General features: G+C 54.4%; 9 protein-coding genes. All 9 read left to right on the top strand.

What is annotated here, in order from left to right; translation table 11 throughout:
- Nucleotides 1-369: 369 nt before the first annotated feature.
- The 9 genes from nifB (at nt 370) to draG (ending at nt 6337) form a co-directional block, all read left to right on the top strand.
- Entirely contained in the window at nt 370-1866 is a 1497-nt protein-coding gene (gene nifB / locus BOW53_RS05330) for a nitrogenase cofactor biosynthesis protein NifB (protein ID WP_078486500.1), read from the top strand.
- Between the two features lie 12 nt (nt 1867-1878).
- A complete protein-coding gene (locus BOW53_RS05325) occupies nt 1879-2157 on the top strand; it encodes a 4Fe-4S binding protein (RefSeq protein ID WP_078486498.1) in 279 nt (92 codons plus the stop codon).
- 14 nt (nt 2158-2171) lie between these two features.
- A complete protein-coding gene (locus tag BOW53_RS05320; RefSeq protein ID WP_078486496.1) occupies nt 2172-2387 on the top strand; it encodes a hypothetical protein in 216 nt (71 codons plus the stop codon).
- Nucleotides 2351-2806, top strand: coding sequence for an ArsC/Spx/MgsR family protein (locus BOW53_RS05315; RefSeq protein WP_342748407.1), 456 nt, complete (start codon nt 2351-2353; stop codon nt 2804-2806). Before BOW53_RS05320 ends, BOW53_RS05315 begins: the two co-directional genes overlap by 37 nt.
- The gene (locus tag BOW53_RS05310; protein WP_078486492.1) at nt 2803-4074 is read left to right on the top strand and encodes an FprA family A-type flavoprotein; all 1272 of its coding nucleotides are present in this window, start codon (nt 2803-2805) and stop codon (nt 4072-4074) included. Before BOW53_RS05315 ends, BOW53_RS05310 begins: the two co-directional genes overlap by 4 nt.
- Before the next feature lie 91 nt (nt 4075-4165).
- Complete coding sequence (locus tag BOW53_RS05305) at nt 4166-4450, top strand: 2Fe-2S iron-sulfur cluster-binding protein (protein WP_078486491.1); 285 nt, start codon at nt 4166-4168, stop codon at nt 4448-4450.
- 16 nt (nt 4451-4466) lie between these two features.
- Nucleotides 4467-4823, top strand: coding sequence for a 2Fe-2S iron-sulfur cluster-binding protein (locus BOW53_RS05300; protein ID WP_078486489.1), 357 nt, complete (start codon nt 4467-4469; stop codon nt 4821-4823).
- The gene (locus BOW53_RS05295) at nt 4823-5398 is read left to right on the top strand and encodes a nitrogen fixation protein NifQ (RefSeq protein ID WP_078486487.1); all 576 of its coding nucleotides are present in this window, start codon (nt 4823-4825) and stop codon (nt 5396-5398) included. Before BOW53_RS05300 ends, BOW53_RS05295 begins: the two co-directional genes overlap by 1 nt.
- A gap of 6 nt (nt 5399-5404) precedes the next feature.
- A complete protein-coding gene (draG, locus tag BOW53_RS05290) occupies nt 5405-6337 on the top strand; it encodes an ADP-ribosyl-[dinitrogen reductase] hydrolase (protein WP_078486486.1) in 933 nt (310 codons plus the stop codon).
- Nucleotides 6338-6403: the final 66 nt, after the last annotated feature.

Genomic DNA, 6403 nt, shown 5'->3' with positions numbered 1-6403 from the left:
CTTCTCGGACATCTTTTGTGATACAAAATGGTGCTGTTTTATTTGCCATGCCTCATTATATCAAGCTACACAATTCGATTGTTAACTTTACGCGTGACCAACTAGTTGATATACAAACGTTACAGCTAAATTGATGTCCCGAATTTGAAGATGGAAAGTAGGCTGCCTGGTATGCCTGCAAGTCCTCCGTAGCACACCTTACACAACCCATGAATTGTCTTGTCGCCTACCTTACATCCTGGCTGGCAGAAAATATTAAGATATAAATATCAGTAGCTTATAATCTTAAACACAATAGGCACGCCGTTTGCATTATAGCTTCCAGAAAAGAAATACCCCCACAAGGGGTACTTATTTGGAGACGCTATGATGGAATTGACAGTAATTGGCCAAAACACAGAGTCCGGGTGTAGTTCCTCTGGCTGTGGTGGCAGCAGTGACCAGCTGTCGCACCTGCCGAATAACATCCGTAACAAGGTCAAGGACCATCCCTGTTACTCGGAGGATGCCCACCACCACTTTGCCCGCATGCATGTGGCGGTGGCCCCCGCCTGTAACATTCAGTGCCATTACTGCAACCGCAAGTACGACTGCTCCAACGAATCACGCCCAGGAGTGGTTTCGGAACTGTTGACACCGGACCAGGCGGTGAAGAAGGTGATGGCGGTCGCTGCAAATATCCCACAGATGACAGTACTCGGTATCGCAGGCCCTGGAGATCCCCTGGCCAACCCGGAGCGCACCTTCGATACGTTTCGTCAGCTCACCGAGAAGGCGCCGGACATCAAGCTATGTGTCTCCACCAACGGCCTTTCCCTGCCCGAGCAGGTGGACGAGCTGTGCAAGCACAATATCGACCACGTCACCATCACTATCAACTGTGTCGACCCGGATGTCGGTGCGAAGATCTACCCCTGGATCTTCTGGAACAATCGCCGGATCCACGGCCGCAAGGGTGCCAAGATCCTGATCGAGCATCAGCAGAAGGGGCTGGAGATGCTCACCGATCGAGGGATCCTGGTGAAGGTAAACTCGGTGATGATTCCAGGTGTCAACGACAAGCACCTGGAGGAGGTGAGCAAGATCGTCAAGGAGAAAGGCGCCTTCCTGCACAACGTGATGCCGCTGATTGCCGAAGAGGAGCACGGCACCTTCTATGGTGTCATGGGTCAGCGCGGTCCAACCCACGACGAATTGCAGGAACTGCAGGACAAGTGCGCCGGTGACATGAACATGATGCGCCACTGCCGCCAGTGCCGTGCAGATGCTGTGGGCATGCTGGGTGAAGACCGTGGCGACGAGTTCACCATGGAGAAGGTGGAAGAGATGGACATCGACTACGGTGCAGCCATGGAAAAACGCGCAGAGTACCAGAAGGCGGCCCTCGCCACCTTGGAAGCCCAGCGCAACAACACGAATGAGACCTTTATCTCCCTTTCCTCCATCAAAACACCTAACAAAGAGACACGCCCTGTGCTCATGGCAGTAACCACTTCCGGCGGCGGAGTAATCAACCAACACTTCGGGCATGCCAGGGAGTTCCTCATCTACGAGGCTTCCATGACCGACGTACGATTTATCGGTCACCGCAAGGTGGATATCTACTGCAGCGGCGGTGACACTTGCGGCGATGCGGAAACAACCCTGCAAAAGATTATTCGCACCCTCGACGGTTGTGAAACGGTGCTCTGCTCCAAGATCGGATACGAGCCCTGGGAGCAGTTGGAAGAGGCAGGTATAGAGCCTAACGGTGAGCACGCCATGGAATCTATCGAAGAGGCGGTGGCTGCCGTCTATGCAGAGATGGTGGAAAAGGGACTGCCTGAAAAGGATGCAGCCAAGTCTGAGATACAGGCCAGCGCCTGAGGAGTTTGAACAATGGCATACGAGATTATCGAAAGCTGCGTCAACTGCTGGGCCTGTGAACCGATCTGCCCCAGCAAAGCGATTTACGAAGCCCGTCCGCATTTCCTTATCGATGCAAAGAAATGCTCCGAATGCGAGGGTGATTTCGCCGATCCCCAGTGCGTGAGTATCTGTCCCATCGAGGGTGCAATTCTCAGCCCGTTTGGCGATGCGGCCAATCCACCGGGATCACTTACCGGTATACCGCCGGAGCGTATGGCCGAGGTGATGGCTGAGATCCAGGCAAGATAACAGGAGGCATGACAATGGACATTGCACTTCGCGCATCGCACCAGGAAACGCACAAACAGGAAACGTTGCCGTCCCTCGCCCATCGCTGGCTAAGGATCTTGGTCCGTAGCAGCCGCAAGCCGGTGACACCACGCAAACCAAAAGGTGTGCACATGCCCGACCGACTCTGGCGTCGGCAGTCGGCGCTCTACATGTGCCTGCAGGAGAGCAGACGCAAAGCGGAACCATGAGCCCGTTGGTCTTCTACGAAAAGCCGGGGTGCATTGGCAACCGTCAACAGAAGGTCTTGCTGGAGAGCTTTGGTCTTCAGTTGGACGTTCGCGACCTGCTGAGTGAGTCATGGACCAAGGACTCACTGCGCCCATACTTTTCCAATTTGCCGGTAGCGGAATGGTTCAACATGAGTGCACCGACACTGAAGGAAGGCTGGTTCAACATTCATGAACTGGGCGAGGACCAGGCACTCTCCCTGATGCTCGCTGAGCCCATATTGATACGGCGTCCCCTGATGCGGCTGGGCGAACTTAAGCAAGGGGGCTTCGTTGATGGCCCGGTACTAGTTGCACTGGACATCAACCTAGACCCTGAAGAGGATCTTCAGTCCTGTCCGATGCAGGGAGTCGACCCGGCGTGTGAGGAGCCGGCATGAACAGCCAGATCGACGTATTTGTCCACCGTGATGTCGTGGAATTTGCCGACGGCGTCTACTGGATCGGTGCGCTCGATCCCACGCTGCGTACGTTCGACATCATTCTCAGTACCGCAAACGGCACCACCTATAACGCCTACCTGGTGAAGGGCAGTGATGGGGTGGCGGTAATCGATACAGTGAAAAAGAATTTCAGCGATGAGTTCTTTGCGCGGCTGGAATCCGAAGTCGATTACAGTGACATCAAGGCGATCGTGCTCAATCACCTGGAACCTGATCACACCGGCGCACTGCCAGAGTTGATGCGTCGTGCGCCCCAGGCTAAGCTCTACATCTCCCGGCGCGCTACTTCCATGCTCAAGGCGCTGCTGAAACCGACAACGGGCGCGTTTGAATACACCACGGTCAATACCGGCGATACGGTTGAGCTGGGTGATCGTACACTTCGCTTTCTGCATACCCCGTTTCTTCACTGGCCTGATACCCAGCGCACCTACCTGGAAGAGGAGGCGGTGCTCTTTTCCGGCGACGTGTTCGGTTGCCACTACTGCGACAAGCGTCTGTTCAACGGCCAGGTCGGCGACTTTCGTTTCTCCTTTGATTACTACTACGCACACATCATGCGTCCGTTCAAAAAGCATGTAATGGACGCGCTCAAACTGATCGAGCCATTGAGGCTGAAACTTATCGCGCCGACCCACGGACCGATTCTTCGCGAGCGTCCCAGGCGCTATGTGAGCCACTATCGAGAGCTCTCAACTTCAAGCCTCGCAACAGAGATTGGCAACAGCGACCAGTCAATGATCATTTTCTACATGAGCTCTTACGGCAACACCGCGCGCATGGCTGAAGAGATTGCAGAAGGGGCGGGTGATCTCGATGGGGTCAGGGTTTCAATCTGGGGGGAGACAGAGCCTTTCGTGGATCTCATCGAAGAGGCGGATGCCCTGCTGTTCGGCTTCCCCACCATCAATGGTGACGCGGTCAAGCCCGTAGGGGACCTGCTCTCGTCCCTGGCCGTGGTCAATCTCAAGGGGAAGCTGGGCGGTGCTTTCGGCTCCTATGGCTGGAGTGGAGAGGCGGTGCGAATGATAGAGGACCGCATGCGCGGTTTGAAGATGCACATCCCCAGAGAGGGGCTGAGAGTCAAGTTGATTCCAACGGAGGAGGAGTTGGAGGCGTGTCGTTCGTTTGGTCTGCAGATCGCAGAGGTGTTAACCGGAAAAAGCAGCGAAAAGCGTGGCATCGATTTTGCAGACCTCATGTAGGCCGTATCCGGAAGACATGATACAGACGAAGTGCACAGCTAAACCGCCTGGATACACCAGGTATTTAACACTAGCAGCAAGGTGAAAAACTATGGCTAAGGCAAAAATATCATTTACCGACATCGAGCAGACGGTCAACGTACCGGCGGGTACCCGTGTCATCGAAGTCTCTGAAAAGATCGGCGCAGGCATCATCTATGGATGCCGCGAGGGTGATTGCGGTACCTGCATGATGCACGTGGAAGACGGTTGGAACAATCTGACCGAACCTTCGGTACTTGAAGAAAAGGTGCTGAAAGAGAATATGGCGGGCCGTCACGACCGCCTGGCCTGTCAGGCCCAGATCCTCGGTGACTGTAAAGTGAAACCGGCCTGAGTGGGAGGAGAGTACGATGCCACTGATTACATTTTCAAATCCCGAGTACAAGGACAAGACGGTCTATGCCGTAGCCGGCAGCTTTACCGAGACCGTTCTAAAGATTGCCAAGACCAACAAGATACCCATCAATTTCGATTGTGGCGACGGCAACTGCGGCAGCTGTGCAATCCAGGTGACCTATATCGGTGACAAGACACCCATGGGCTACCACCTGGAAGAGAAGGAGAAACAGGTGCTGCGAGAACTGGGCAGGATCAGCAAGGAGGAGTTGGAGCAGTTGATCGTGGACGATCTGCCAAGTAAATGGCGCCTGGCATGCCAGTTCATCCCCAGGGATGAGGATATCGTCGTCGAGTACGAGGCCCAGTGATGGCCTTCGCTGCCTTGGCAATAGAGAGTCCCCAAGCCGCCTATGCCAGGCTGATGACTGCGCGTCGGGGTGATCCAGTGGAGGAGACCCTGGCGCGCATTCTTGCTTCCTGGATGGCTGGCGAAGGCGTCATGCCTGAATGGATCGGTTTGGGTGAGCACGATTTCAGTCGCATGATGCAACACCATTTCCCAAAATTTGATATACGCGAAATGCGAGACATTGGTTTGGGTGTGGATCTTGAGCGCGGAGCGGAAATGAATGATCTGCGCAAGCTGCTTTTGGCCTCACGCACAACCTGCAGCCAGTTTGAAACCTGGATGACCAGCATCGTCATAGCCGGATGCCTGGGAAGCGATCACCTGTGGCAGGATCTGGGGCTGTGGGAGCGGCCGGATTTAACCCGGTTGATGCTTGAAAACTTCCGACCCCTGGCCATCCATAACACCAGGGACATGAAGTGGAAGAAGTTTCTTTACAAGCAGCTATGTGAGACCGAGGGTATTTACACTTGCCGTGCTCCCAGCTGTGAAGTCTGTACCGACTATGCCGCTTGTTTCGGGCCTGAAGAGTAATCCCCTATGTTTGCCTCCACAACCACGCAACAGTCTGCTGATAACCCTAGCATAGGCCTGGAACAGCGTGCGCTGGGGGCTTACCTGGGGCTTGCCGTTGGTGATGCCCTGGGGGCCACTACCGAGTTTCTCACCCCAAGGGAGATCAGGGAGAAGCACGACGTTCACAACCGGATCTGCGGTGGAGGTTGGCTTCACCTTAAATCCGGCCAGGTGACCGATGATACGGAGATGAGCCTGGCACTGGGCCAGACCATCATCGAAAAGGGTGAGGTGGAGGCTAAAGCGGTGGCTGAAGCATTCAGTGAATGGATGCGCAGTAAGCCGGTGGATATCGGTAACACCGTCAGGAGAGGTATTGTTCACTACCGCAATAGCGGAGAAACATCGGTTCAGGAAAACGAGTTTGATGCCGGTAACGGTGCATGCATGCGTTCATTGCCTGTGGCTATTGCCTATTGGAATGCCAGGTGGGATGAACTTGTTGCCGCATCCCGTGCACAGTCCCATATTACCCACCACAACAAACAGGCTGATGCAGGAACCGAAGCAATCCTGCAGATGCTACGCCTCGCTTTCAAAAATGCAGCAAAACAGGAACTGCTAGATATCGCCAACAGCCTGGTGGAAAGTCACCGTGCTTACCGGTTTAATCGCAGGTCGGTGGATAATCCTAGCGGATGGATAGTCGAGACTCTGCAGGCGGTATTTCAGTCTTTTTTCAACAACGATGATTTTGAGTCAATCCTTGTTGATGTGGTGAACAGGGGAGGGGATGCCGATACCACCGGTGCCATTGCCGGTATGCTGGCAGGTGCGTTCTACGGTGTCGACGCTATTCCGAATTACTGGTTAAAGGCGTTGAGCAAGGATGTCAGGATTTCCTGCGAGAAGCAGACATTTGCGCTGTTGGAAGTGGCAAATGAGTCCAGACATTAGACCCTGTCAACATGACTCGAACAGGCCTGCCGGAGGCAGGCTGTCCGTTCATTTTTTCTTAAACCG

The organism is Solemya velesiana gill symbiont, assembly GCF_002020805.1.
Lineage (GTDB): Bacteria > Pseudomonadota > Gammaproteobacteria > Chromatiales > Chromatiaceae > Sedimenticola_A.
The sequence above is the reverse complement of the archived record's forward strand: the minus strand, read 5'-3'. Positions and strand labels throughout refer to the sequence as shown.

Bases quoted from the DNA above. Each gene is read 5' to 3' on its own strand.
- nifB (WP_078486500.1), top strand. From the start codon at position 370: ATGGAATTGACAGTAATTGGCCAAAACACAGAGTCCGGGTGTAGTTCC.
- BOW53_RS05325 (WP_078486498.1), top strand. From the start codon at position 1,879: ATGGCATACGAGATTATCGAAAGCTGCGTCAACTGCTGGGCCTGTGAA.
- BOW53_RS05320 (WP_078486496.1), top strand. From the start codon at position 2,172: ATGGACATTGCACTTCGCGCATCGCACCAGGAAACGCACAAACAGGAA.
- BOW53_RS05310 (WP_078486492.1), top strand. From the start codon at position 2,803: ATGAACAGCCAGATCGACGTATTTGTCCACCGTGATGTCGTGGAATTT.
- BOW53_RS05305 (WP_078486491.1), top strand. From the start codon at position 4,166: ATGGCTAAGGCAAAAATATCATTTACCGACATCGAGCAGACGGTCAAC.
- BOW53_RS05300 (WP_078486489.1), top strand. From the start codon at position 4,467: ATGCCACTGATTACATTTTCAAATCCCGAGTACAAGGACAAGACGGTC.
- BOW53_RS05295 (WP_078486487.1), top strand. From the start codon at position 4,823: ATGGCCTTCGCTGCCTTGGCAATAGAGAGTCCCCAAGCCGCCTATGCC.
- draG (WP_078486486.1), top strand. From the start codon at position 5,405: ATGTTTGCCTCCACAACCACGCAACAGTCTGCTGATAACCCTAGCATA.